Origin of the sequence: Vibrio aestuarianus, from assembly GCF_028858425.1 — a bacterium.
Lineage (GTDB): Bacteria > Pseudomonadota > Gammaproteobacteria > Enterobacterales > Vibrionaceae > Vibrio > Vibrio aestuarianus.
In genome coordinates this window covers 962,279-986,239 of the sequence record NZ_JAKNYQ010000001.1, presented here as the reverse complement: position 1 = coordinate 986,239, position 23,961 = coordinate 962,279, and the positions used below count along the sequence as shown (strand labels likewise).

Annotated in this window: 17 protein-coding genes; 8 read left to right on the top strand and 9 right to left on the bottom strand. The window is 44.8% G+C overall.

From position 1 onward, the window contains the following. Positions 1 to 3: 3 nt before the first annotated feature. From tcdA to MCT08_RS04625, 3 genes are all read right to left on the bottom strand, one after another. Positions 4 to 813 carry a tRNA cyclic N6-threonylcarbamoyladenosine(37) synthase TcdA gene (tcdA, locus tag MCT08_RS04635; protein WP_168521227.1) on the bottom strand — a complete coding sequence of 270 codons (810 nt, stop codon included), beginning with the start codon at positions 811 to 813 and terminating at the stop codon, positions 4 to 6. 145 nt (positions 814 to 958) lie between these two features. After that, positions 959 to 2,071, bottom strand: a complete 1,113-nt coding sequence (mltA, locus tag MCT08_RS04630) for a murein transglycosylase A (protein WP_053310875.1) — start codon at positions 2,069 to 2,071, stop codon at positions 959 to 961. Positions 2,072 to 2,133: 62 nt separating this feature from the next. After that, positions 2,134 to 2,490 (bottom strand): DUF2850 domain-containing protein, encoded by a 357-nt coding sequence (locus MCT08_RS04625; protein WP_255199696.1) that lies wholly within the window; start codon positions 2,488 to 2,490, stop codon positions 2,134 to 2,136. A 263-nt stretch (positions 2,491 to 2,753) separates the two neighbouring features. On the opposite strand from MCT08_RS04625, the gene argA reads away from it, so the two are divergent. Together argA and MCT08_RS04615 are read left to right on the top strand one after the other, a co-directional pair. Next, positions 2,754 to 4,091, top strand: coding sequence for an amino-acid N-acetyltransferase (gene argA, locus MCT08_RS04620; RefSeq protein ID WP_274677967.1), 1,338 nt, complete (start codon positions 2,754 to 2,756; stop codon positions 4,089 to 4,091). 443 nt (positions 4,092 to 4,534) lie between these two features. Then, complete coding sequence (locus MCT08_RS04615; protein ID WP_080996362.1) at positions 4,535 to 4,714, top strand: hypothetical protein; 180 nt, start codon at positions 4,535 to 4,537, stop codon at positions 4,712 to 4,714. Between the two features lie 199 nt (positions 4,715 to 4,913). On the opposite strand, the gene recD is transcribed toward MCT08_RS04615, so the two are convergent. The 4 genes from recD to MCT08_RS04595 all read right to left on the bottom strand — a co-directional run bounded on the left by recD (position 4,914) and on the right by MCT08_RS04595 (position 15,526). Then, positions 4,914 to 7,043: an exodeoxyribonuclease V subunit alpha gene (recD, locus tag MCT08_RS04610; RefSeq protein WP_274674592.1), complete on the bottom strand. Its 2,130-nt coding sequence runs from the start codon at positions 7,041 to 7,043 to the stop codon at positions 4,914 to 4,916. Continuing rightward, positions 7,040 to 10,651, bottom strand: a complete 3,612-nt coding sequence (recB, locus tag MCT08_RS04605; RefSeq protein ID WP_274677966.1) for an exodeoxyribonuclease V subunit beta — start codon at positions 10,649 to 10,651, stop codon at positions 7,040 to 7,042. Before recB ends, recD begins: the two co-directional genes overlap by 4 nt. A gap of 307 nt (positions 10,652 to 10,958) precedes the next feature. After that, positions 10,959 to 14,411: an exodeoxyribonuclease V subunit gamma gene (recC, locus tag MCT08_RS04600; protein WP_274677965.1), complete on the bottom strand. Its 3,453-nt coding sequence runs from the start codon at positions 14,409 to 14,411 to the stop codon at positions 10,959 to 10,961. Between the two features lie 98 nt (positions 14,412 to 14,509). Further along, complete coding sequence (locus MCT08_RS04595; protein WP_274677964.1) at positions 14,510 to 15,526, bottom strand: TDT family transporter; 1,017 nt, start codon at positions 15,524 to 15,526, stop codon at positions 14,510 to 14,512. A gap of 118 nt (positions 15,527 to 15,644) precedes the next feature. On the opposite strand from MCT08_RS04595, the gene MCT08_RS04590 reads away from it, so the two are divergent. From MCT08_RS04590 to dapD, 3 genes are all read left to right on the top strand, one after another. Further along, on the top strand, positions 15,645 to 16,541 hold the full coding sequence (locus tag MCT08_RS04590) for a LysR family transcriptional regulator (RefSeq protein ID WP_053310869.1): 897 nt from the start codon (positions 15,645 to 15,647) through the stop codon (positions 16,539 to 16,541). A 118-nt stretch (positions 16,542 to 16,659) separates the two neighbouring features. Further along, the gene (locus MCT08_RS04585) at positions 16,660 to 16,959 is read left to right on the top strand and encodes a YebG family protein (protein ID WP_274677963.1); all 300 of its coding nucleotides are present in this window, start codon (positions 16,660 to 16,662) and stop codon (positions 16,957 to 16,959) included. A gap of 231 nt (positions 16,960 to 17,190) precedes the next feature. After that, positions 17,191 to 18,222 carry a 2,3,4,5-tetrahydropyridine-2,6-dicarboxylate N-succinyltransferase gene (gene dapD / locus MCT08_RS04580; protein ID WP_274677962.1) on the top strand — a complete coding sequence of 344 codons (1,032 nt, stop codon included), beginning with the start codon at positions 17,191 to 17,193 and terminating at the stop codon, positions 18,220 to 18,222. 89 nt (positions 18,223 to 18,311) lie between these two features. On the opposite strand, the gene MCT08_RS04575 is transcribed toward dapD, so the two are convergent. Beyond that, the gene (locus MCT08_RS04575; RefSeq protein ID WP_274677961.1) at positions 18,312 to 19,496 is read right to left on the bottom strand and encodes an NnrS family protein; all 1,185 of its coding nucleotides are present in this window, start codon (positions 19,494 to 19,496) and stop codon (positions 18,312 to 18,314) included. A 170-nt stretch (positions 19,497 to 19,666) separates the two neighbouring features. Then, positions 19,667 to 20,761 carry a GNAT family N-acetyltransferase/peptidase C39 family protein gene (locus MCT08_RS04570; RefSeq protein WP_053310865.1) on the bottom strand — a complete coding sequence of 365 codons (1,095 nt, stop codon included), beginning with the start codon at positions 20,759 to 20,761 and terminating at the stop codon, positions 19,667 to 19,669. 70 nt (positions 20,762 to 20,831) lie between these two features. Here MCT08_RS04570 and MCT08_RS04565 point away from each other — a divergent pair, with 70 nt between their 5' ends. From MCT08_RS04565 to MCT08_RS04555, 3 genes are all read left to right on the top strand, one after another. Next, positions 20,832 to 22,283 carry a RimK family protein gene (locus MCT08_RS04565; protein ID WP_172532005.1) on the top strand — a complete coding sequence of 484 codons (1,452 nt, stop codon included), beginning with the start codon at positions 20,832 to 20,834 and terminating at the stop codon, positions 22,281 to 22,283. Positions 22,284 to 22,349: 66 nt separating this feature from the next. Further along, positions 22,350 to 23,288 (top strand): zinc transporter ZntB, encoded by a 939-nt coding sequence (locus MCT08_RS04560; RefSeq protein WP_274677960.1) that lies wholly within the window; start codon positions 22,350 to 22,352, stop codon positions 23,286 to 23,288. An 18-nt stretch (positions 23,289 to 23,306) separates the two neighbouring features. Beyond that, entirely contained in the window at positions 23,307 to 23,858 is a 552-nt protein-coding gene (locus MCT08_RS04555; protein WP_274677959.1) for a gamma-glutamylcyclotransferase family protein, read from the top strand. Positions 23,859 to 23,961: the final 103 nt, after the last annotated feature.

Sequence of the window (23,961 nt, the reverse complement as noted above, 5' to 3'; positions counted from 1 at the left end):
CCGTTACACCTTATGTTTCTGAATTAGCTTTTCAACAATTCGTGCCACTGCAACAAAACCAAAAGTTGCCGTCACGACCGTTGCCGCGCCAAAACCACTAGCACAATCCATCCGTTTCGGTCCTTCCGCGGTTGATTTCACTGCACAAACGCTACCATCGGCTTGCGGATATTTAAGGTGCTCAGTGGAGAAAACACAATCTATACCAAATTTACGCGCAGGGTTAACCGGGAAATTGTGCTGACGACGCAACGTATCTTTTAATTTTTTAGCTAGCGGATCTTGAATCGTCTTCGTTAAATCTGCCACTTTGATTTGTGTCGGGTCAACCTGACCACCAGCGCCCCCAACCGTAATCACTTTGATTTTATTACTACGGCAATAAGCAAGCAGTGAAGCTTTCGCCTTCAGGCTATCAATGGCATCAAGCACATAGTCAAACTCTTTACTCAAGTATTGATGTTGATTATCTGGAGTAATAAAGTCATCGATTAAGTTCACCACGCACTCTGGGTTAATCAGCTTTACTCGCTCAGCCATCACTTCAATTTTACTTTGCCCAACCGTACCGCTCATTGCATGAATTTGACGGTTGATATTGGTCACGCAAACGTCATCCATATCGATCAAAGTTAACTCACCAATACCAGTACGGGCTAACGCCTCGACAGCCCATGACCCAACGCCACCAATACCAATCACACACACATGCGCGGCGCGTAGAATATCCACCTCGTGATTGCCATATAGGCGACGCGTTCCGCCAAAGCGTTGGTTGTAGTTATCAGAAGCTGGGGTATCGAGTTCGCGCATAAATAGAAGTCCGATTAAATCGATAAAAACACAAAGAGTGCGATTTATACGCACTCTTTATTTAAAAGTCTAGCTTCCCTGTTAGTGACTTGAATCATCCGTTAACAACGTTGTAGCTTCAAATCATCATAAGGTAGTCACGCCGCTATTGTAGCTTTTCTGGTGGTAATGCCCAAGGAGCTTGTGTCGGTGAATTTTCTAATCCGAGCTTCCAAACGCGGCCAAAATGTTTGTAGTGCCCAGCTTCAGTTCCAGCGCGTTCCCCCATGCCATGATACAAATCTAGGTGGTTTTGCTTCACCGCACCACCAGTATCTAACACAATAAGAATACGCAATTGATGCGCTCCACTCCAAGTACCGTCGGCATTCAATAGTGGTACTTCGGCTAAAATTGGCGTACCCATTGGGAAAATAGAACGGTCCCCCGCCACTGACGCCATCGGTAATAATGGGATACCAGCCGAGCCAGTCACAGGCGCTGCGGCTCGTGGTTCAAAAAAGACAAACGATGGGTTTTGCTCAAGCAACTCTTTCACTGTCACCTCATCGTTAGCAAGTACCCATTCTTTTATGGCTTTGAGGGACATTTTTTCTCGTGGCACTAAACCACGATCAATCAACACACGCCCAATACTGACATAAGCTTTATTATTTTTGCCGCCGTAAGCGAAGTATTCTAAGCTATCGTCATCTTCAAAATGCACAAAACCACTGCCTTGAACTTCCATAATAAATGGGTCAATCAAGTTCGCGGCATACCCTAATTCCAACCCTTTGCCAGCCAAAGCACCATCATAAATCTGTGCTCGCGTTGGACAATCAATATCGCATTGCGGCAAAGAGTAGACTGGATATTTAAAGGTCGCGTCAGGGTAGTGACGAAGCTCCATTACAGGAGAAAAATAGCCAGTAAAAAGCACATTACCTTGTTTGTCACCACCACCTAATTGCGCCGCTTGAATACCAAAATTGGCAAGATCTTTAGGCTCACCACTTTGCAGTGCCCACTCACTGATCTGCTCGTATAAAGGTTGATAAATTGCAGCCATCGACGGTGAGTTGCTAATCACTTGCTCACTTTGCTTAGAAAACTCGGTGAAATCACGAGGCGTATTCGAATCAATAACCGTCGTCTTATTGAGTATTTGCGGAAATTCACCATCATTATATTGTTGCGCGCGATCGGTTGGTTGAGCACAACCGGCTAAAAGCGCAATAACGACAAAAGGGAGAATGGGTTTAATCACAGGAGTCATCCATTATTTTTTATTAACTGGAAGCATGACAAACTCCCACCCAAACCGCAATTAGCGAATTGTTAGCGAAGGTTTTTTTTGTGTTTTTCTGACAATTGGAAAGTAGGATTGTAGTGCTCTGACGATACAAGCGTCATTTCAGAGTACCTTTCATTGAGCATTTTGTAGCGATAGTGTTCATCGCCAATTTGATACTCAATATAATGGCCATCAAAATCAAAAGAAGTAGCTAAGACTCGCCCACCACTCATTACGCCTTGTTTACTCAGCTCAATATGTTTGGCCGCATAGGGGGCGACATTTTGCTCAACCCAAACACCATACACCTGCTCTTTGGGGGTTAAATAATCTGAGATACGAGAAAAAATATCACCATATAAAGAGAAAACGGAAAGCGTTCCCACCAATGCTAATGCCATTAATACTCGTTCTATTACTTTTCTTCTACGCAAATGAGTTCCCTGCGTGACCAGCTCTATGGTTTGATCTTTTATCATCTTATCTCGGTTCGAAATCTTATTTTGGCCACGTTAAGCCTTTGTACTGCAAGTACTCTAACCTATTCATTATGAGAGAAAAAATTAGGTCTCAAATAATTGCAGCAAACTCAAAAAACCACTTGCCGACAAAGGAATAAAAAGTCACTATAAAAGCATAATTAAACAAAAAGAGTGTTCCCATCGTGAAAATTCGTAGTACTGCTCTCGTTAAAGGTTTTAGACAATCCGCACCTTATGTTAATGCCCATAGAGGTAAGATCATAGTTGTCATGTTAGGCGGAGAGGCGATCGCAGACAAGAATTTTACAAATATAATCAGTGACCTAGCTCTTCTTCACAGCCTAGGGGTAAAAATTGTATTGGTCCATGGCGCTCGCCCACAGATCAATCATATTTTGGCGAAAAACAACTATACCACGCCTTATCATAAAGGTATTCGAGTCACCGATGAAGACGCATTAAGTTTAGTTATGCAGGCTGCTGGTCAATTACAGCATGCCATCACAGCGCGCTTATCAATGAGCCTAAACAACACACCAATGGCTGGCACTCAACTTAACGTCGTTAGTGGCAATTTTGTCATCTCTCAACCTTTAGGTATAGATGATGGTGTCGACTATTGCCACAGTGGCCGTATTCGCCGTATTGATATTGAAGGCATTAATCGCATGCTAGACCAAGGCTCTATTGTGTTACTTGGTCCTATCGCTAGCTCAGTCACAGGGGAATGTTTCAACTTACTTTCCGAAGAAGTCGCGACTCAAGTCGCTATACGACTAAAAGCAGAAAAACTGATTGGCTTTTGTTCAGAACAAGGGATCATCGATGAACAAGGTAATGCGATTGCCGAACTGTTTCCCGCAGACGTTGAACAACTGCTACAACGTTTGGAAACCGACATTGACCACTCTCAAGACAGCAGCTCTGGCACGCTGCGTTTTTTAAGGGCATCTGTCTCTGCATGTCGAGCTGGTGTACCGCGCAGTCACTTAATTAGCTACAAAGAAGATGGGGCTTTGATTCAAGAACTGTTCTCTTTTGATGGTATTGGTACACAAATTGTCATGGCGAGCGCTGAACAAGTGCGCTTGGCACAAATAGACGATATCGGAGGAATTTTCGATCTCATTCGTCCTCTAGAAGAACAAGGCATCTTAGTACGTCGTTCTCGTGAACAACTAGAGCAAGAGATCCATAAATTCACCATCATCGATAAAGATGGCTTGCTGATTGGTTGCGCTGCGCTTTATCCGTACCCAGAAGAGGGGATGGCAGAAATGGCTTGCGTGGCAATTCATACGGAATATCGAGATGGCAACCGTGGACTATTATTGCTTAACCACATGAAACAACAGGCAAAGAACATGGGTCTAGATAGGCTTTTTGTACTGACGACACACAGTTTACACTGGTTTAGAGAACAAGGTTTTAATGAGGTTGGTGTGGAATCATTGCCAATTGCTAAGCAAAATTTATACAACTATCAGCGTCGTTCAAAAATTTTAGTCCTGCACCTTTAACGTCAGTTTTATCTACTATACCCAAGCTACTTGGAGTTGCAGGCAGGCGGCAAATGAGTGCATCCCCATGATCATAGATAAATTATGTGATTGGGGTGAGCAAACGTAGTCAACACCGCTGCAACTTCAAGTAGGAAGGGAATAATCGGTCAGTATACTGTTAAATAAACACATATAATTTAATGCAAACGATTTCATTGTTTTGTTCATAAAACAATCGCTTTATTTACCTCGTTATTGTGTGTAGAATCCGCCGACATCATTAGATGTGTACATTTAATGAACAGCTCAGGAACTTGGCTTCATATGTAGATCTCAATAAATTATAACCGCTGTTAGCCCGCACGATCATGCGCTGACTTATACAGAGGTTTTAACGAACAAGAGACTAAATGGCTTGCACGGATTGCTTTTACTACTCACGTACTTAAGAGCAAAACTCTATGAAAACGATCATTTGTAACTCACTACAAAGCTTTTGGGATATGGGAGACCACCAGTTTCTCGAAGGACACAATGTCCACTGCGTATTCCCAGCAAACAACAAACTACGAGGCTTTATTCTCAGCTCTCAAGACCGCTACAAGATAAAGAGTATCTCATTCACTCATGCCTTTGCGTAAATTAGCGCTCGAAAAATAGCAGATTCACGCACCAGAAAATGCAGTAAGCATTATCTGGTGCTATACCCAAACTATTTGAAGTTGCAGGTAGGCGGCAAATGAGTGCATCCCAATGAGCATAGATAAACTATGTAATTGGGGTGAACGAATGTAACCAACACCGCTGTAGCTTCAAGTGGGAAGGGTATATTAACTTCAATTAATTCTTTAGCCTTGCCACTAAGCCACTCGCGCGCTCAGTTTTGACTTTGATCCCTCGCTTCATGGTTGCCATATCAGCAAATAACATCAATTGTTTCTTAGCCCGAGTGATCCCTGTATAAATAAGCTCTCTGGTTAGGATCGGGCTAAAGTCAGGCGGTAGGATCATCAAGGTTAAATCAAATTCACTGCCTTGTGATTTATGAATGGTCATTGCGTAGGCCGTTTCATGTTCGGGCACTCGGCTTGGTAAAATCGCTTTTACACTGCCGTCAGGTAATTCAAAATAAACTTTTAGACGCTGCTGCTCATCGCTGCTATCGCGCATACAAATCCCAATGTCACCGTTGTAAAGCCCTAAGCCATGATCATTGCGCGTCACCATCACTGGACGGCCGTGATACCACAGCTCATCTTGAGCTTTGATCAGCTTACGCGCAGCTAATGCACGTTCAATGCGTTGGTTTAGCCCGGTAACCCCAAAATCACCTTCCCGAATTGCACATAACAATCGACATTGATTAAAACAATCAAGCACAGCTTTGGCTTTTTGTGCTTGAGTCTCAGGTACTTTGGTGCTGCTATCAATCACCACCTCATCAATACGAGTCAAATAACGGCCGTATTGTTTAACTAAGGTTTGCAGCATGAGGTTGTAGTTTTCGCTACTGAGTGAATGGTGCGTAATATCGGCATAATCGCGTTTGAAAACTTCATCGACCATGGCCAGTTGCCCAGCATTGATCGCTTTAGCAAGCTGACCAATACCGGAACGCGCATCAAAACGGTAGCTTTTTTGCAGCATGCACAAACTATCTGAAACATGACTTTCTTGGATGTGAGCATTCAAAGTTAAACGTTGATATCCCGTTAGCTGTGATAATTGCTGGCTATGTGAGCGGCTATAGCCGTAGTCTAAAAATGAGCAAATATCACCCAACACCGCTCCGGCTTCGACTGAAGCAAGCTGATCTTTATCCCCCAGTAGAATCAAGCGCGCGTGTTTGGGTAGTGCATCGACCAATTTGACCATCATCGGCAAATCGACCATGGAAGCTTCATCAACCACCAAAATATCAAGGTGTAATGGGTTGCGCTGATCATGTCGAAATTCAACACTGTTTGGAATCGCCCCCAGTAAGCGGTGAATAGTACTCGACTCGGTCGGAATCGCAGCTTTGAGCTGCGGTTCGACCGCAAGTTCTGACACTGCTTTACCAATCGATTCCGTTAAACGTGCAGCGGCTTTACCGGTAGGAGCCACTAATTTAATCGTTGGCGTTTCACCGTGCTGCTGGGCTTGAGTAATCAAGGCGGCCAGTAGTTTGGTGACCGTGGTGGTTTTACCGGTTCCCGGCCCGCCAGAAATAACTGCAAAGCGACGAGTTAATGCCACAGCGGCCGCAACTTTTTGCCAGTTAACGCACGAAGCCTGCGGAATTAATTCCTCCAATGAATACAATTCACTGACGCTACTAGCCGAGCTAACAACGCGATCAATAGCACTCCAATCGAGCTCATCAGCTGCGATCACATCGAGAAAATCACACACCAATTGCTGACGCACTACCGCATTACTGGTATCGGGTAATTTCACGAGTGCGTTGAACAAGAAATGATACTGACGAGCAAACAATATATCGAGCAACGATTTGAGCTTTTGTACATCGGTAGGCTTTAAGCTCATTGGTGTTCCAAAGCTTGTTAAACGCTCAGCCAAAGTCACTTCATAATGCCAATAACGGTGCAGGTATAATCGCTGCCCATCAAACATTAATGGTACCGCTTCACCACGCTCGCCTACCAACGACGACGCTTTCAACAGTTCAAGCCAATCAATCGTCAGTAATTGTTGATTCAGCAAGGTTGCTGCTTCACCAAACAGCCCCAACTTGGCTGCAAGGTCAATGCCTTGCGCTGAGGAAGTTTCCGTTAAAGATAAACAGATATGTCCTTTTGCTAATTCACTGCTTACTACAGCGGCGAGAAAACCTAACGCTTCACTTTGCTCTGTGGCGAATTGTTGACGACTTTTTTGCTCAATAAAGCGAGCAAATTGATAATCCAATTGACGAAGTGAGCCTTTCTCTGCCAACTGCTTAAGTGTCATCATCAAAGTGAGTTTCATAGATCTAACTCCATTTGACCGGCGTTGGTTGCACGTGCATCAATCGCCTCTCCATCAATTAATCTATCCATCTCATCGAGCAGTTCAAAACTGGGCTTGGTTGAGAAAATCCCATGTTCAGACTCACCATCCATACCGCGTAAAAAGAGATAATAGACGCCACCAAAATGGCTATGATAATCGTAGTTCGCTAAACGACTGCGTAAGAAACGATGCAGTGCTAGCGCATAAATTTGATATTGCAGGTCATAGCGATGCTCGGCCATAGCCACTTTTAGACGCTCACCATGATAAGCCGCGACTTCATTGCCCAAATGATTCGATTTCCAGTCCAATACGTAATACTTACCTTGATGCTCAAACACCAAATCAATAAAGCCTTTCAACATACCTTGTACGCTATAAAACCCGAGATCCCCCGCTTTCGCAGATAAAGGATCATGACGCTGAATGACACGGTTCAACGCTGGAGCGGTGAGCACTTCAATCGGCAAGAGGAATTCCATTTCAACCAAACGCTGCTCGGCACTCTTTTGGTTCAAACGAAGTGTTTTGCCATCTAAGGGCGTATCTAACACCGTATCCACCAGCGTTTGTAATATTGGTAGCCACTCAAGATCAATTTGCTCTCGTTGCATCAACTCCATAATTACTTGCTGATTGGCATCGCTACTGGCAGGCTCAGTAAATTCGACCTCTTCAAATAATGAGTGTAAGAAAGTGCCTGGCGTTGCACCGCGTGGGAAGGTAAAAATGGAACGTTCAGGCTCAAGTAATAAGGCTTCATCTTGCTCGTCGGCAGAATCGATATCAAAGCCTGAGATTTCAAGGGTCGCGTCATGGCTAACATGTTTCGAGCCTTGTTTGACCAGTCCTGAATAACTGGTAATGCGCCATAAGCGATCAATCTGTGCTTGCAGAGTTTTAGCCGTTAAGAGCGGTGTTGCTCCATCGGATGCTTTAAACATTTGATCCTGTGGAGCGGGCGGCTCTTCAATCACCACTTGTTCATTAACCTGTGCACTCAAAGCAGAGCTCAATTGGGCAATACCCGCCTCTTGCCCATTTTGCAGTAAATAGCCTATTGCACTTAAATGGACGCCGGTCGGCTCTTTGGTTGATCGGCCATTTCGCAGCGGCGCAATGCCAATAAAACAGCCGTAGACGGCGCGAGTTAATGCCACATAAATTAAGCGCAGATCTTCAGCTAAACGCTCTTTATCGGCTTGCTTAATCGAGGCATCACAGGCTGTAATATCGAGTACGGTTTCATCATTCGCGGCATCATAATATTTGCCCTCACTGGCTTCTCGGTAACTGACCACAAACGGTAAAAAGACCAAGTCATATTCCAAACCTTTTGATTTATGGATGGTGACGATCTGCACCAAATTACGTTCAGATTCCAAACGCTGAATTTGCTCATCACCACCACCTAAGCCATTTTCCGCATCACTGATGGCTTGTGCGAGCCAACGCAGTAAACCGTGGTCACTATCGATTTCTTGACTCGCTTGTTGTAACAATTCGCCAATGTGCATAAAGTCAGTCAGTGCACGCTCACCGTCTTCTTCTTCAAGCCAACGCTCGGCAATATGGCGCTTACTCATCACACTGCGCAGCATCGGCAGCACACCACGCTCAATCCATAATTTGCGATATTCTTTAAATTCGTTAACCGCGTTTTCCCACACCATTTCATCGTTGTTTAAATCATCAAGGCTGGCGGCATCTAAAGCAAAAAGTTGCGAAGCCAAACTGGCACGTAGAGCACGGTCGTTTTCTGGCGTCAGGACTGCTTGCAGCAAGCGTTGTAAATCTTGCGCAACGGCACTGCTAAACACACTGTCTCGGTTCGACAAATACACACTGGCAATACCTTGTTTTGCCAATGCTTCTTTGATCATTCGCCCTTCATTACCAGTTCGCACTAATACCGCAATATCCCCTGCCTGCACGGCTTTCTGCGTTTTTCCATTTTCAAAATACGCTTGCTTTTGTTGTGCGGCTGTCAAAATGGTTTGAATTTGACTTGCGCACGCTTGCGCCATGCATTTGAGGTATTCGCCCTTGGGTAGCGGTTTATCCTCCGCAGCTTGCAACCAATAGGTTAACGCTGGTTGGGCTTTTCCATTAAGCCACCAGTGACGCTTTTCTGCATTCGGGCTCGCGTTGACCGCCAAAAAAGGAATGTCCTGGTCGTAAATAAATGGGCTATCGGCTGTGGTGAAAATTTGATTCACCGCCTTAACCATATCAGCGCTTGATCGCCAGTTGGTGCCTAAGGTGTAATGCGCGCTCACTTGTTTTCGCGCTTTAATATAAGTAAAAATATCTGCACCACGAAACGCATAAATAGCTTGCTTGGGGTCACCAATCATAAACAAACCACATTCGGTTTTAGGCAGATAAATACGGCTAAAAATACTGTATTGCAGTGGATCGGTATCTTGGAATTCATCGATCATCGCAACCGGGTAAAGGGTACGAATGCGCTCAGCCAGTAAACCCAGTTCATCGTTATCCATTGCAGCAGAAAGCTGAGTCAACAGATCATCAAACGATAACCACTGCTTTTGTGCTTTCGCTTTGGCAAGCATCGTGCGGCAATGAGTAATCGCATGCGCCAGCAGCGGTGCTTCTATACTGATCGGGGTTGCAAGAAAGTCATCAATAGCGCTAAACATTGCATGCTGTGGAGGATTGCCCTTTTTAGATTTAGCATCCAACGCACTTTGAGCAAACTCTTGCAGCTCTGTAGGTACGCTCAGTTCATGGCTCGGATTACTCGCCCACTGCGCCAAGAAAACCAGTCGTTTGTGAAGCGCTTTTTTCGTCGCAGCGTGTAAGTCTGACTCATTGATACACGCTTCAAATTCATCACACACAGTCAACCATTGCAGCTTTAGTGCTTCAACGCGCGCAAGAGACGATTGATAGAGCGCCGCCAAGTCATCTTGCATGGCATCAATGGACAACTTAAGCGGTGAACCTGTTAGGTAACCGCCTATTTTTTCAAGCAAGACCGCTGGCGATGACCACAAACGGCGAACTTCCGCAGCCAGGTTGATCGGTAACGGATAAAATTGACGGCGCCAATAATCGGCAACCACTTGCGACTTGAGATGGCTTTCATCGGTGACGAATTCATTATTAAAACGACTGCCCGATTCAAAAGCATTTTGGGTTAACATCCGTTGACAAAAGCCATGAATGGTATAGACAGCGGCTTCATCCATCTGTCTTTCGGCTTGCAGTAAAATTTGAGTCGCTTGTTTATGATCGCTGATGTGCTCCAGCAACGGTTGGATCACTGGGTCATCACTACAACCACGAGAAAAGGCAATTCGCGCCTCATGGATACGGGCACGAATACGGTCACGCAGCTCGGCAGTTGCCGCTTCAGTAAAAGTCACCACTAAAATTTGATTCACCGTCAGCGGTGCTTGGTGGCGTGATTCATCACTCCCATGTCCAAGCAGCAATCGCAAATACAAACCCGCAATGGTGAAGGTTTTTCCCGTACCAGCCGAGGCTTCAATTAACCTTGCCCCATGCAATGGGAAGGTCATAGTTTCCAGTTGTGTTGCAATTGTTGTCGAGGTCATACTCATAAACGGTTAGCCTTTGAATGCGCAAGCGAGTGTGATCACGCTTGAATAATTGTATGAATAATCGAAAATATTTTATTAATTAAGAAGGTGTGAGATCTTTCTCACGGTTCGCCTTGCCAGCAGCCTTTACTATCCGCGCCACGAGTTGAGTAAACCTACAGAGTTACTCTAACCCACCGAATAATGGTCCCTCTGACCTGTGGCCGTACAGCGAACGCCCTACACAATAATGATTTACTGGCGGCCACCTTGCTTCTCATTACACAACTCAACACAAACACCAAAGCGATAGTCATAAAAACTAATCACGTTCAGCATCAGTTGCATCTTTGATCCACAACCTTGGACCTTGCATCACTAAACTTGCCAATAGATGCACTTGTTGAGCAAGTTCATCACTCCATTGCGGCCAAATTCGCGCAATATAAACATTACCGCCTTCACCCGTTGTCATATAACCATCATTAAAACATTCCGCCATTTTCTTCAGCGATTTATCTTGATCCTCAATCCATTTTCCTCGGTTAAAACCGGCTTCAATGCTGGCTAACGCAGTTTTTGGGAAATAGGCTAGTGGCTCAGTCATGCCTTGGTAAAACAGACGCACCAGTTCTGCGAGCAAGCTTTTAGCTTGTTCGGCATCTGGCATTGGTGGGTAGATTAAGTGTTGCGCCCCCTCTTTACGGTCATAGCCAATCACATGCGTTGACTGACATTTGCCCATCGCAGCTAAAGCAAGGTGATCGATCCACGCTGCGAGGTAATCTTGCGAACGAATAGCGCCGCTGCGGTAACGCACAAGGCCAGCTTGATAATACTTGGTTAACCACCCCGTTAGATGCACACATTTGCCTTCACCGAGAACATCAAAACGTAAGTCTATTTCTTGATCATCAATTGGCGATTGACATAAGAAAGCGATTTTTTCAGCTAAGTCCTGTGCTTGCACACGGTTGGTTTCAAACTCCAACTCACCAAAAGCACCAATCGGTAATTTGCCTTGCGCGCGCTGTTGTTTAGTAAAGTCATCCAGTGCTTGTGGCGAATCTGGATGTTCAAGTAGTACCTCTAACAAGGCGTCACGTAATTGATAGCTTTCAAGGCCGTTTAAAACAAAAGGCTCATCATCTTCCATCACCGGTAGTGGTGGTTCAAAGGTCACTTTTAAGCGGCGATTAAAGAAATACTGCACTGGCAAGCGCCAAAAACGTTGCAGCTCAACCAGATCCAACTCTAATGGATAGGTTGCATCTAACAAGTAATTATCGAGCGCTCGATTAAATTGACCACTGGCTTGCCCTTGGCGATTGGCCGCAGGCAACCACTCTTTGGCATAGCTGCCCGTTTCACTCAAAAAAGCGTTAGGGCTAAACGGCACCATGGCATGGGTAGTCATTAACGCATCGACTAACCTTTGACCAGATTGATCACTGCCGAGTTCTTGATCCCCTTCGAGACAATAGTTTTGTTGGCAATACTCTAAAAGCTCTGATACCAACACCGAGGGGACACGCTCGCTGTTATCTTGAATTGAGCGACCCACATAGCTGATGTATAACGTCTGCTGCGCCGAGAGCATCGCTTCCAAAAACAGATAACGGTCATCATCACGTCGCGAGCGGTCGCCTGCTCGCGTACGACCATTCATTAAATCAAATCCTTCCGCTGGCATGGTGCGCGGATAAACACCATCATTCATCCCTAGCAAACAAACTGTTTTAAAAGGGATAGAGCGCATTGGCATTAATGTACAGAAATTGACTTGCCCTGCTAAAAAACGCTGGCTGACTCGTGTACCTGACAGCTTGTTTTGCAGGTACTGGGTAATAATACTTGGTGCAAGAGCTTGTTCATAACCGGCATCAGTCAGTTGCTCTTTTAGTTGCGACAAGGTATCGCGGATGGACTTGAGCGCCATCTCACCTTCTAACTCAACGCTAAAGAAGCCTTCAAGCACCTCACCAAGTAAAGTTCGCCACTCGTCCACAGCTTGGGTTTGAGCCAGTCGTTCGCGATAATGGCTCACTTGCTCAATAAAGTACGCGAGTTTACCAGCAAGTTCCGCGCCCATCCCTTGTACTTCATTGTAAGGCGCCAGTGCACACTCACCTTGCTCAAAAAGCCCTACAGATTCTGGCATCGCGTAGCCGAGCAACATACGTTCAATGCCAAACTGCCATGTATTTTGCTCGGTGCGTGGCAATTCAAATTGTTGCGCCGTGGCGGCGTTAAGCCCCCAACGAATACCCGACTCTTCCACCCACAGTTTAGCTTGAGCAAATTCATGTTCATCCAACGCAAATTTTGCCATCATGGCTGGCGTTTCTAATAGCTCAAGCAGCTCTGATGCTAGGCAGCGTGAGTGCGGCAAATTAACTAACTGCATGAATGCGGCCAAGATCGGGCTTTCTTGATCGGCACTGCGATCCGAAATGGAATAAGGAATAAAGCGCTCGCCCGGTGCGTTACCAAATACCGCTGCAATGGCTGGGCTGTAGGCGTTGATATCCGCCACCATCACAATAATATCGCGTGGTTTCAGTTCAGGATCGCTATCAAACATCGCCAGCAGTTGGTCATGCAACACTTCTACTTCACGCATTGGGCTATGGCAAGCATGAAGGGTTAAGGAAGGATCACCTAGGGCAATCACTTGCTTATGGGTGCTACTTTCAAGCCTGTCATCGTCTTGATGTTCTTCTAAATGTAAAATATCGGCGTGCAATTGATGCAATAAACTGTCACGTGGCACATCGATAAAAAATTCATGCTCTTCGTTTTCAGTCTGAGACAGTAAATAAAGGTTATCACGTCCCAATTTGCCCATCGACGCTAATAAGCCATTGCCCACCGCCGCTTCAGTATGCAGTTCGTCCACAAGGTTAGCTTCAATATCACCTTTGAGTGGCGAACGCTCACCTTCAAATCGAACATCACTGCCTTGTAAGGCAAACTGTTTACGCTGCTGACTTTGCAGTTTGGCGAGGGTTTTTCGGTCGCGAATTTCCCCCCAGTAGTGTTGGCAGGGGTTGGTAAACATGAGATGTACATCGATATGTTCACCTAAAGCTTTAAGCGCATCCATATAGCGCGGCGGCAGGGAAGAAATGCCAAAGATGAACAAGCGTTTAGGCAGTGTGGAGATATCCAAAGCACCACTTGCTAATTGCTCAATAAAACTTTTATATAAATTGGCACGGTGATAGTGCGACTGACCTTGTTCTAATGTGTATTGGTATAAGGCTTGCCACAGCATAGGTTGCCATGGGTGCTCATCACCTAACTCGCTGACCGTTTCCCCGGCTTCCCACTTGGCAATCCAGTCGGGGCGATACACTAAATAACCATCAAAAATATCGGCTATTTTTTCTGCCAGTTGATACAACTTCGATTGGTCTTCATCATCGTCAAGATAACGTTGTAAAGGCGAAAATTCGGCGTAAGTGAGCTGCGTTGGCAGCAAGTGCATCAACTTCCACGTCATGGCTTCTTTGTTGAATGCACTGCGCTTTGGCACATCAGGCAGTACTTTAGTAAACATATCCCAAATAAAAGTCGCTGGTAGCGGAAACTCAAGATTAGCTGCAACACCTAAATCTTTAGCCAGTGCCATTTTGAGCCACTGCGACATCCCAGGGCTTTGTACCAAAATCTGCTCTTTTTCAAATGGATTAACCAGCGGCGCATTTTTAATTAAATGCACTAACAAAATTTTTAAAGTATCGACTTTATTGGAATGGTAAACAGTAAACAAAATGCACTCACGCTTTTCTCGCCGTAATTAGGACTGAGATTAGCATAAGTGCATTCTATACTTGAGGTTTTTATCTTTTGGATTACTTAAATTGCTGGCTATTTCATCTGGCAATCGAGTTGCTGTTCATCCAACCTATCTAACTCATCAGTGCTGTTCAGCAATACGCGATGAGGTTGATAGAAATGCAGATAACGAATCGCCACATAACCCACAACCAATGTTGCTACTATCAGTTCTATGTTAGCTAAACCATGCACTTGTTGAACATATTCAGCATTCATACCGATGCTTTCCATCCAATGAGCCATTTTAAACAACGCAGTTGCGCCAATCACCATTGGGAAGGTAAATGCGGCATAACCTGGGCTGAAAGGTAAACGTAGTAATTTAAAAAAGGCTAAGTAAATGATCGCTGTCATCAATACCGCGATGCCAAATAACAAAGCAATGATCACTGGTGATGGATTTGCTGTGACCGTTAAATAACCAGCTAAAGATAAACTTGCCGGTGCGGCCAATATCGCCATGGTTGGTTTTGCGGCATCAGGAATTTCATGACGAAACATAAAACGATAAATCATGACTGGTAACATCACCGCATAAGCGGCTAAACCAAATACCAACGTGCCGTGGGCAATGGGAGCAAGCGCAGGGTTGCCAGAGAAAGCAACGTCAGCCACCACCATACCAACCGGCGGCACAAACCAGCTTGGCACCATGTGGTGAAGCTCAAAAACTTTGGCACGATGGTACAAAAAACTCACCAAGAAGATAATGTGCAAAGCCACCGCAAGTAGCCATAATGCGTCCCCCGCCATTGGGTAAAAGTGGCCAAGTGAATTAGAGATAATCATCATCCCCATCGCGAAAGTAGGAACCACGCTGCCGACGACCGGATGTGCGAGATCTTGACGTAATAAGTGACTATGAAATAGAAACTTGATCGCTAGAATTACGATCAAAACACTTGCAACACTAGCGCCCAACCATTGGCCGTAACCGTTCAATGTAGTGAAGTTTTCCCAGCACCATCCTAAGCTCGCAATCCCTAGCGCTAAACCCGCCATTGGTGTTGGGGCTCCCATCACTTTTGCTTTAGCTGCTTGAATCATATTGACCTCTTATTAACACTGACGAACTTACTACTTAATGTCGCCATCATACGCTTGCACTTTGTTCTAATATATCTAAATATATGGAACACACGTTCAGATAAACTAAACGATCATTATGGCTGCTAATATCTCGTTAAAACAACTCAAAGTCTTTACCGCTATCACTCAGCATAAAACGTTAACTGAGGCTGCCAATGCACTTTTTTTATCGAAAGCTGCGGTCAGCATGGCGCTATCTGAATTGGAAAAGCAGCTCGGACATGCGCTGTTCGACCGGGTCAATAACCGCCTAATCCTTAATCAAGAGGGGCAAAAATTACTACCGCTAGCGGATGAGTTGCTCAACCGAGCCAATAACATCCAACAATTATTTGATGGTGAACAAGCCCTGTCCGGCAAACTTCGTATTGGCGCAAGTGATACGATTGGCAACCATGTTGCGCCTTACTTGCTCAGTGCTTTTCGAGCAGAAACGGAGCATTTATCACAAAGTTTGTTTATCTCTAATTCGGCTTTGATCTGCCAAAAGTTAGTTGACTATGAACTGGACATTGCATTGATCGAAGGAAAAACCTTGCATCCTGAATTAATGTCAACTCAGTTTAGCCAAGACAAAATGTGCATCATCTGCGCCACTGATCATCCACTGGTGCAAAAAACTAAAATAACGTTAAGTGATTTTGAACATAGCGAATGGGTTCTGCGTGAAGCTGGTTCTGGTTCCAGAGAATTTTTCTTACGTACCGTCGCGCCCCGACTGGAACAGTGGCATGAAGCATTTGAACTCAATACAACAGAAGCCTTGATCAACAGTGTATCTGCAGGCCTTGGCTTAGGGTGTTTATCGACACTAGCAGCCCATTCAGCAGTGCAACATGGGCGAGTAAAAATGCTCAAGGTACCACTGGATATGAAGCGCCGTTTCTGGCTTTTAGTGCATAAAGAAAAATACCAAAGTCCGCTGTTAAAACGCTTCATCGAATTTTGCCATACTCAAAACTTCCACCATTAATTAAGGCGGAGTAGATAGTGACCATCCACCTCTCACTTTTCTCTCATCGCCTAGACTTCAGTGATTAAAAGCTGTATAAACAGCCAGTAGAATTTACGACTAAGTTAGAGGATTAACCATGGCTGTAATCGTCAAGTACGTGGTGGAACGCAACGGAGAAGAAAAGATGACTTTTACCTCTAAAGCAGACGCTGACGCTTATGACAAAATGCTCGATATGGCAGATGAGCTTTTCGAACTGCTGGGTAAAAGTGAACTGCTAGAAGATGAAGCGAAGCAAGAAGAACTTGCCATGTTCCTAGCAAACAACAAAGAAGAAGTGCTTTATGCATTGGGTGCAAAACGTAAACCTGCACCAGCAAAACCAAAAGCGGTAAAGGCAGCGAAAAGCGAAACGCCTGAAGAAGACGCAGCTTAACTCTCTTTATCTTTGCTCAAACCGCTGGACAACCAGCGGTTTTTTATTTCCATCTAAAGAAATATATCGGTAAAAAGACAAAACGTATCGTTTTACGGACTTTCTCCCCTTTTGCCCTTTCCACCCTCTTCCCCACTCTTTATGATGTTTGACAAGTGAATTGACAGCGTAGTGATGATGCTCAACTCATCAACATACTGCGCTCCTATAATTGCAACATGGAGATACAAGATGGCTTACTTTGCACTTGCCTTTGGTACAGCAACGAAAAACCGTGATGGAAAAATCATTGAAGCATTTTTCCCAGCCCCAGTTCTAAACCCAAGTGATGAGTTCGTTAGCGCACTTGCGCAAATCGCTGGTTACAGTGAAGGCAACCAAGCCATTGAAATTTCAGCGACACAAAGCGCACAACTCGCAACTGCTTTTGCCGACAACGGCGATAGCCAAAATGCGGCGTTTGCCGATAAAGCAGCAAACTCAGAACAACCATTGGTACTTGTGATTTTAGCCGCCGATGCTCAACCTCAATCGGTTGCTGAAGGCTTCTTGAAACTGCAACTTATCTCTCACCGTTTAGTTCAGCCACACGGCACAGTACTGGACGGCATCTTCGGTCTACTGCACAACATCGCATGGACTAATGAAGGCCCTATCGACCTACCAGAGCTAGCAGATCGTCAAATCGAAGCTCGCCTTGCTGGTCGTGCATTAACCGTAGATTGCGTTGACAAGTTCCCTAAAATGGTGGACTACGTGGTTCCAACTGGCATTCGTATTGCTGATACATCACGCGTTCGCCTTGGCGCACACGTAGGTGAAGGCACGACCGTGATGCACGAAGGTTTCATTAACTTCAACGCAGGTACCACTGGAGTGAGCATGGTTGAAGGTCGTATCTCTGCTGGCGTAGTAGTTGGTAACGGTTCTGACATCGGCGGCGGCGCATCGATTATGGGAACGCTTTCTGGTGGCGGTAAAGTGGTGGTCTCTATCGGTGAAAACTCTCTGCTTGGCGCAAATGCAGGTTTGGGCTTCCCGCTAGGTGATCGTTGTACTGTTGAATCAGGCCTATACGTGACGGCTGGAACGAAAGTACGCATGCTCGATAACCAAGGGAAAGAAGTAGAAATCATTAAAGCACGTGACCTTGCTGGTGTGTCTGATTTGCTGTTCCGTCGTAACTCTATTACGGGTCAAATTGAGTGTCTTGCGAATAAATCTGCCGTAGAACTCAACAGCATGCTACACAGCAATAACTGATCAATTCCCTATAACAAATAATGAAAAAGGCTTGGCACATCACCAAGCCTTTTTTCTGCGTGCTTTATTTGCACTGCCTCTAAAAATGCCTAACCTGGGTGCCCGTCTACTCTTGGGGTGATTAACATCGAGCCGAATTTCCAAACAAACAGGCTGAAAGCCAATACCCATAATGCGCCGCTAATGTTAACCATCATAAACAGTTGAGCTGGAAAAAATGCCACACCAAAACTGCGAATAAAGGCAGCAATGACTAAAGCAAAAAAGGCCACACTCATATTTGGTCCTTGATATATAGCGCGTCCAGTATGGCCCATAGTAACGCGCGTGATCATCGCTAAAATCACCCCAGCCAAAGCACCAATCGCAAATAGATGAATTAAGTTGTGTGCGACATAAGTATTATCCATCAAACCACGAAGTAACAAGCTCAACGGCAAACAAACATAAGCGGCATGCAAAAACCAAACTAACGGTTCACTTAATGTTAACCACGGTTTCCAACGAATAAAGCGAGCTAATTGAGCAACACCAGCCACAATCATTAAAGGTTGCCCCAGTTGCTCCATCGTCATTGGGAAAAAGCTCAAAATGAATAGTGCTGCTATGGGTGCATTCGCTAACCAATCAAGCCACTGCAAAGGCTGTGCTTTTTCAAAATTAAAACGTCTAGCGGTGAAAAAAGGAATCACGCGCGCGCCCATTACTGACAATAACAACGTGAACCACCACAGCATAGCTTGCCAGACCGCTGCGGAGCTAAACGGTGGCATGCCTTTAATGGTAGCGTAACTGGCAAAATTCGCGGCAATGGCTAGCACAAATAGCGGCACAAAAAAGAGATTCTTCCACCCTTTTGCTTTGACGACTCGGCTCCCAATTTCATACGCGGCCAACGCTAAAAATAACGCTTCGATAGATGAAGTTAACCACAACGGCACTGGTGTCCACAGTAGCACTCTAGCTGCTAACCATAACGCTACTAGCAGCAACAAACGGTAATGTTTAGTGCCGTTTATACCCGTCCAATTTTGCACCGCGGTAAGTAAAAAACCGACCACAATCGCCATAGCAAAACCGAACAGCATTTCATGCACATGCCACCACAACGCAGGAACTTGCAGCATTGACGGCTGGCCTGTTTGAAACATCCACACCCATAATGAAATAGCAATAATGGCATAGAGACTGCCCAGTAAAAAGAAAGGTCGAAAACCAAGACGTAACCATGCAGGAATACGTTCTTCGACTTTTTTATCAGTGATATTGAGCACGATGAATCCTCATTGTTCTAATGAAATAGAGTGCGGCTTATTCACTCTTAGAAAGCATGAATCACGCCAATATTAATAATTCATTAAAAACAATGAGATAATAAAAAACCACCAACTAAAAGAGTTAAAGCGACACAATCAAATGAAGTCATAAAGACTCCTTTTGGTTTTTATGACTTACTCTTACTAATCACCACACAAGCAGTCTGTTTTTGCTTGCCAAACCCGATAATTTGCGACAATGCTTTTTTACCCACAGGAATGAACGCTGAAGCCATAGCGTCAGCTTCTGTTTCAGCATGTGGATCGTGAATGAAGAAGAACTTTTCACTCATGCCACTGAGCACAATCCAATGTGGCTCTTTTTTACCATCGAACCGATAAGTACTAATCAAGAGTAAAACACATGCACCTTGATTGACCCATTGCTCAAGCTGCTCTTGAGTGGGTGGCGCATCAATCATCGTCACATCCTCATGAGTCAGTTGTTCACAAAAATCTTGATGAACCAATTCAATCACTTGCTTTTTATTTAAGTCACGCACGCTATCAATGAATGGTGTGCTCTTCGACTGACTCCATAACTCAACATGGTAACCACGCCTTGTCGCGGCCAGTGCCAGCCCATGCCCACTGCATCCTCCGTGCCCCGCAGCCATAAATATGGTGGTTGCTTCGCGCCACAGTTGTAGCTCTTCAGTGCGGCTTGGTTCAAACGATGTCGATAAGCAAGAAAAGCTCATCAATAAACAAGCGGCACCGCAAGTAAACGGGGTGGTTTGCACGTAAAGTGGCATCGGCAATTGCACTTTAGGCCCTTGCGGTGAAAGGCGTTTTTGCATCCGCCTCCCATTACATAGGTCATCGTAATAATGGATTAATAATTTAAGGGTTTTATAGCCCATTTTTTCATATAAATTTATCGCTGCCGTATTGTCTTCACGCACTTCTAATCGTAATGTAGTCGCACCTTGATCAAGAGCAGCACGCTCGCATTGCTCAACTAAATTTTGAGCAATCCTTCGGCCTCGGAAATCAGGTTTTACGGCAATCGAATACAACCTTGATAGCTGTGTACCTTGATGAAATAGTAGCAATGCATAACCCGCCAGTTCTGTTCCGGCATCAGCCACAAAGAACACGGCTTGGTTGGAATGTAAAAAACGCTTCATTTGGCGCGGAGAAATTTTATCTCCCTCAAACAGCTGTTGTTCTAGCGCATTAAGAGCAGTGAGATCAGCACTTTTCGCAAGACGAAAGTCCATACGACGTCCCTAAGTGGTTGGCAAGATTGCAGCTCAATATTATTCCTATTGATTAAGGAAAAGAATAGCAATGGCAAACCTTTTGATCGTGACTGACCAGTCAAGTGACTGGCAACAATATTTCCCTTCTGAGCAAGTGGTGAGTGTCGATCAATACCTCAACACCGATTGGAAACAGACTCACCGCAGTTTACAAGTGGTGAATCTATGTCGCGATTATAGCTACATGAGCAGTGGCTATTACTGCTCGTTGATGGCAGAAGCTCGTGGTCACCGCGTGATCCCACGGGTCATGGCTATCAATGATATTAACCAACCATTTTTGTTGTCATCGGGCTTATTAAAACTCAATAAACTGTGTACCGAAACTGACCATATTCAATGCAAAATTTATTTTGGCCGTACCGAAGAAAAAGGGTTAGATAAACTGGCACGACATCTGTTCGAGCAGTTTATGGTGCCGGTGATTGAGCTTGAGATGAATAAGCACCAAGGTCAGTGGCAAATCAGTAAAATTGGACCATTCCCATTCCAAGATCTGAACGACCACGAACAAGACTTCTTTGTTGAGTCACTTGAGCTGTTCTCCACCAAAGTATGGCGCAAACCTAAACAAGAAAAGAAATATCGCTACGACATCGCCATGCTAGTGGATGAAGAAGAGAAAATGCCGCCATCCGATGCATCGGCACTGAAGCGTTTTCGCCGTGCAGCAAACCGATTAGGCGTCAACCTTGAAACGATTTCACCGGATGATCTTTCCCGTTTAGGCGAGTTTGATGGTTTATTTATTCGCGCCACGACCAACATCAGTAACTACACCTATCGCTTTGCTAAAACCGCAGAAAAAATGGGCTTAGTGGTGATGGATGATTCTGAATCGATCATGAAATGCACCAACAAGGTTTTCTTAACCGAGCTTTTGCAACGCAATAATGTGCCTGCACCAAAAGGCGTAATATTACAAAGCTTTGATGAGAACTGGAAAACGCACGTTATGGAAGAACTGAGTTTTCCAATGGTGTTAAAAATTCCTGATGGTGCATTTTCTCGCGGTGTCGTAAAAGTGCGCAACCAAGAAGAGCTTGAACGCGAAGCTGGCGTATTATTTGAAAAAAGTGCCTTGATTCTCGCGCAAGCGTTTATGCCAACCGATTTTGACTGGCGTATCGGTGTCATGAACCGTCAAGCGATCTACGCTTGTAAATATATGATGAGCCGTGGTCACTGGCAGATCTACCAACACCATAACAGTGGTCGAGTTTCATCTGGCGGCTTTGAAACTTTGGATCTCAAACAAGTACCTAAAAATGTAGTCGATGTAGCAGTGAAAGCGGCTAACCTTATTGGTGGAGGGTTATACGGCGTTGACTTAAAAGAAATTGATGGCCAAGTATATGTGATTGAAGTCAACGACAACCCAAGTATTGACCACCAAGTTGAAGATGCATTCTTAGGTGATCTACTTTATGACCGAGTGATGACGGAGTTCTTGCGCCGCATTCAAATGCGTGGCTTCTAACCATCAAACATAACGGAAATGCTCCTCAAAGCAGCAAGTTTTGAGGAGCATTAATTAAGGATAAATATGGAATTCTTGATTGATCATTGGCGCTTTTCTTCTTCTCCGCCAATACAACACACAAACAACGCTTCAACTATAGAACCGAATAACTGGTATCACTGTCAACGAGATAAACAAGGGCTACGTGAGTGGCTATTGGAGTATCAAATTCCCAGCACGATCGTCGATAGCTTATTAGCTGAAGATACGCGGCCGTTGTTCGAGCAATATGAGGATGACAATTTTTTGTTGATCTTGCGTGGTGTCAACATGAACGACAACGCAAACCCAGAAGACATGCTCAGTGTGCGGATTCTTTATTTCAATGGTGCGCTCTTTTCCACACGTAAAATTCCATCCAAAGCCATCAATGCTATTCGAGAAGCTCTACTGGCAGGGCAAGGACCTCAAACCTTATCAGAGGTTATTGTACAAGTGATCGATGGCCTGAATAAAAATATTGATCACTACTTAAGCAGCATTGAAGAAAAAATCACTCACTACGATACCGAAATCGAGTTGAGCGAAGATCTAATGCAAACCCATAAAGCGTTGCTCAAAATTAAACGCTTTATTAAGCCACAGCTGTACGCAATTGATGACTACTGCAACTCAGACGTTGCGCTAGCCAATAGCAAAAATTTGCGCCTGCGGCACAGCGTTAACACCATTACTCGTATCAATGAAACACTCGACTTCTTTCTTGGTGAACTGGAAATCATCAAAGGTGAATTGCGCCAATATCACGCCGAAAAGATGAACCAAAATACCTATTTGTTCTCGGTTATTGCGGCTATTTTCCTACCCACTAGTTTCTTAACTGGCTTACTCGGAGTCAATGTAGGTGGTATTCCTGGAACTGAATCCCCCGTTGCCTTTGGTCTGTTTTGTGCAGCGTTAGTGGGCATATTTGCGGTGGAGTTTTGGATTCTTCACCGTTTGCGTTTTTTTAATAAAGATTAACCACTCTCGAGGGTCGGTATGTATGTTTTTGGCTACGGTAGTTTAATCAATTCCGCTTCTCGCCAACTAACAGGGCAAACTGGGCAAGCGATTCCAGTCGTTGCTCATGGTCTCGTGCGTTGCTGGGGGAAAATTGATGACAGCTATGTATTATCACCGCTAGTGGTCAATATAGGCCAAGGAAAAGTAAATGGGGTGCTACTAGAAATAGATGAATTCGCCTTAGCAGAATTTGATCACCGTGAGCGTGGTTACGAGCGAATATCCATTTCTGCCAATCAAATAGAGACCGAGCATGCATTTAATCCACAACTTCCGATTTGGGTTTATGTCAAAGATTCGCCACAACCACCATGTGTACACAGCCCGATAGTACAAACTTATGTCGATACGGTTTTAGCCGGATGCTTAGAGTTCTCAGAATCATTTGCCCATCACTTTGTCGAGCATACCCTTGGTTGGCAACATCCTTTAGAGAATGACCGTCATGATCCTAAATACGGCAACCTTGCAGGTGTACAACCTAGTCACCACTCTATTATCGATGATTTAATTGCCAAAGTTCGTTAACAGTACACCAACCTACACACGAGGACTAAAACACGCTTCCCACTAAAAGATAACGGCATTTTTAGAAACGTTTACACTACAACTAAGCCAGATTCTATCAGTG

Excerpts from the sequence above, each read along its gene's own strand:
- tcdA (WP_168521227.1), bottom strand. The coding sequence starts at position 813 with ATGCGCGAACTCGATACCCCAGCTTCTGATAACTACAACCAACGCTTT.
- mltA (WP_053310875.1), bottom strand. The coding sequence starts at position 2,071 with ATGACTCCTGTGATTAAACCCATTCTCCCTTTTGTCGTTATTGCGCTT.
- MCT08_RS04625 (WP_255199696.1), bottom strand. The coding sequence starts at position 2,490 with ATGGCATTAGCATTGGTGGGAACGCTTTCCGTTTTCTCTTTATATGGT.
- MCT08_RS04615 (WP_080996362.1), top strand. The coding sequence starts at position 4,535 with ATGAAAACGATCATTTGTAACTCACTACAAAGCTTTTGGGATATGGGA.
- recD (WP_274674592.1), bottom strand. The coding sequence starts at position 7,043 with ATGAAACTCACTTTGATGATGACACTTAAGCAGTTGGCAGAGAAAGGC.
- recB (WP_274677966.1), bottom strand. The coding sequence starts at position 10,651 with ATGACCTCGACAACAATTGCAACACAACTGGAAACTATGACCTTCCCA.
- MCT08_RS04595 (WP_274677964.1), bottom strand. The coding sequence starts at position 15,526 with ATGATTCAAGCAGCTAAAGCAAAAGTGATGGGAGCCCCAACACCAATG.
- MCT08_RS04590 (WP_053310869.1), top strand. The coding sequence starts at position 15,645 with ATGGCTGCTAATATCTCGTTAAAACAACTCAAAGTCTTTACCGCTATC.
- MCT08_RS04585 (WP_274677963.1), top strand. The coding sequence starts at position 16,660 with ATGGCTGTAATCGTCAAGTACGTGGTGGAACGCAACGGAGAAGAAAAG.
- dapD (WP_274677962.1), top strand. The coding sequence starts at position 17,191 with ATGGCTTACTTTGCACTTGCCTTTGGTACAGCAACGAAAAACCGTGAT.
- MCT08_RS04570 (WP_053310865.1), bottom strand. The coding sequence starts at position 20,761 with ATGGACTTTCGTCTTGCGAAAAGTGCTGATCTCACTGCTCTTAATGCG.
- MCT08_RS04565 (WP_172532005.1), top strand. The coding sequence starts at position 20,832 with ATGGCAAACCTTTTGATCGTGACTGACCAGTCAAGTGACTGGCAACAA.
- MCT08_RS04560 (WP_274677960.1), top strand. The coding sequence starts at position 22,350 with ATGGAATTCTTGATTGATCATTGGCGCTTTTCTTCTTCTCCGCCAATA.
- MCT08_RS04555 (WP_274677959.1), top strand. The coding sequence starts at position 23,307 with ATGTATGTTTTTGGCTACGGTAGTTTAATCAATTCCGCTTCTCGCCAA.